The organism is Aestuariivirga sp. (assembly GCF_044239095.1).
Classification (GTDB): Bacteria; Pseudomonadota; Alphaproteobacteria; order Rhizobiales; family Aestuariivirgaceae; genus Aestuariivirga.
Genome location: NZ_JBIICB010000405.1, coordinates 1 through 2,520 on the forward strand (window position 1 = coordinate 1; position 2,520 = coordinate 2,520).

At 61.7% G+C, this 2,520-nt stretch carries 3 protein-coding genes; 1 reads left to right on the plus strand and 2 read right to left on the minus strand.

Annotated features, from left to right (window positions below; genetic code table 11):
* Positions 1-82 precede the first annotated feature (82 nt).
* Entirely contained in the window at positions 83-514 is a 432-nt protein-coding gene (locus ACILRA_RS21960; RefSeq protein ID WP_395664168.1) for an RbsD/FucU family protein, read from the plus strand.
* A 116-nt stretch (positions 515-630) separates the two neighbouring features.
* Here the strand turns inward: ACILRA_RS21960 and ACILRA_RS21965 are convergent, their stop codons facing one another.
* Positions 631-1,404: an enoyl-CoA hydratase gene (locus ACILRA_RS21965; RefSeq protein WP_395664169.1), complete on the minus strand. Its 774-nt coding sequence runs from the start codon at positions 1,402-1,404 to the stop codon at positions 631-633.
* Positions 1,405-1,415: 11 nt separating this feature from the next.
* Positions 1,416-2,300 carry a bifunctional DNA-formamidopyrimidine glycosylase/DNA-(apurinic or apyrimidinic site) lyase gene (mutM, locus tag ACILRA_RS21970; RefSeq protein ID WP_395664170.1) on the minus strand — a complete coding sequence of 295 codons (885 nt, stop codon included), beginning with the start codon at positions 2,298-2,300 and terminating at the stop codon, positions 1,416-1,418.
* Positions 2,301-2,520 lie beyond the last annotated feature (220 nt).

Here is a 2,520-nt window from a genome sequence, read left to right on the forward strand (position 1 = left end):
CCAGGGCACTGGGCGCGGCCAGCCTGCCGCTATTCGACAATTTCATCATCAACCGCAACGTCTTGTTCAAGGAAAAGAACTGATGCTCAAGGGAATCGATCCGCTGCTGAGCCCCGACCTCCTGCGTGTACTGCGCGCCATGGGACATGGCGACGAGATCGCCATCGTCGACGGCAATTACCCGGCGGAGGAACACGGCAAGCGCGTGGTCCGCCTCGACGGGCACGGCGCGCCGCGCATTCTCGACGCCATCCTCTCCGTCATGCCTGTGGACGACATGGTACCGGAGGCGGTGTGGCGCCCAGCCGCCTATCTCGACCCCGCGCGCATGGAGCCAGTCTTCGATGACTTCACCGCGGTTCTGCTGAAACACGAACCGAAGCAGAAGATCATGCCACTGGTGGGCGATGCCTTCTACGCCAAGGTAAGGGCTTGTTTCGCCGTCGTCGCGTCGAGCGAGTCCCGGCTCTACGGCAACATCATCGTCAAGAAGGGCGTAATCTACCCGGCCTGAGCCTTAGAGCATGATCCGCAAAAGTGGAAACCACTTTTGCGACAAGATCATGCTCAAGCTATTGAACTTGCGCGAGTTCTTTTCGACCAGGTGATTCCACCTGGTCGGAACGCGCGCTAGCGGTTGCGGAATGAGGGCTTGCGCTTCTCAACGAAGGCCCTCATCCCCTCCTTCTGGTCCTCGGTCGCAAACATCGACAGGAACAGACGGCGTTCGAAGCGTGCGCCCTCCGACAGGGTGGTTTCCTGCGCACGGTTCACCGTCTCCTTCGCCATCATCACGATGGGCTGAGAATAGGAGGCGATCTTGGCGGCAGCGGCGAGGGCCTCATCGAGCAGCCTGTCAGGCGGGACGACGCGTGCCACGAGACCTGAACGTTCGGCTTCCGAGGCATCCATCATCCGGCCGGTGAGGATGAGATCCATCGCCTTCGCCTTTCCGATAAAGCGCGGCAGGCGCTGCGTGCCGCCGGCTCCCGGCATGATGCCGAGCGTGATCTCGGGCAGCGCGAACCTGGCGGTTTCCGACGCAATGATCAGATCGCACATCATCGCAAGCTCGAGCCCGCCGCCAAGGCAGAAGCCGGACACCGCAGCGATCACGGGCTTGCGCGTCTCGGAAACGCGTGTCCAGCCATCGAGGAACTTCGCCAGATAGGCATCGACATAGCCCTTATCTGCCATCTCCTTCACGTCCGCCCCCGCCGCGAAGGCCTTTTCACTGCCGGTGACGACGCAGCAGCCGATATCGGGGTTCGACTCGAAACTGCCGAGCGCGTCGTTCAATTCAGCGATCAGCGCCTCGTTCAGCGCGTTGAGCGCCTGCGGCCGGTGGAGCGTCACGACGCCGACCTGCCCGCGTATCTCGGTGATGATGTTCTGGTAGGCCATTGGTCCCGTCCTCAGCGTTGGCATTTGCGGCAGTAAAAGGTCGACCGGCCCGATTGTACAAGCCTTTCGATGGGCGTTCCGCAAACCGTGCAGGGCTGGCCTTCGCGGTCATAGACCAGGAAGCGCTGTTGGAAGGCTCCGCGCGACCCGTCGGCATGAGCAAAGTCCTGGAGGGTCGAGCCGCCGGCGGTGATCGCCTCGGCCAGCACCTCGCGGATATGGCGCACCAGAGCATCGAGGCGTGGATCGTGGCCCTTGCCTTTCACCAGCGTACTTGCCTTGCGGCGCGGCGACAGGCCGGCACGGTGGAGGGCCTCACAGACATAGATGTTGCCAAGCCCGGCGATGATGTGCTGGTCGAGAAGAGCCGCCTTGAGAGGAGCTGCCTTGCCGCGGAAGCGTTGTGCGAGATATCCGGCGTTGAAGGCATTGCCCAAAGGCTCGACGCCGATGCGGCTCAGAAGCTTGTGGCCTTCCGCGTCGCCTTCGGCGAACACGTCCATGATGCCGAAGCGCCGCGGATCTGTGTAGACAACGCGGGTTCCGTCATCGAGGTGCAGCACCACATGGTCGTGCGGGCCCTCGCCCGCTTCGCCCGCCGCCGTCTCGAAATAGAATTCGCCCAGATTTCTGGCGCCTGTGCCGGAGAAGACGGTAAAACGCCCCGTCATGCCCAGGTGGACGAGCAGGACGTCACCGGAATCCAGCGAGGCGAGGATGTATTTCGCGCGCCGGGAAAGGCTTTCGATCCTGCGGCCCAGGAGCCTTCCGGCAAAGTTCTCCGGAAATGCAAAGCGCAGACCCGTCCGGCGCAGCACGACGGACGCGATGCGGCGGCCCTCGAGCACGGGCTTTAACCCCCGCATCACGGTTTCGACCTCTGGAAGCTCAGGCATCGCCCCGCCTTAGAGCATGAACGCCAAAAGTGGAAACCACTTTTGCGAAGAGATCATGCTCAAGCCATTGAACTTGCGCGAGTTCTTTTCGACCAGGTGATTCCACCTGGTCGGAACGCGCACTAGTGTCTTGATCGATAAATATGTATGATCATGCCCTGATTTGATTTGGGGGCATGAGATGGGCAAGCCTGCTGTTAGGATTGTTTTGGAGCCGTCG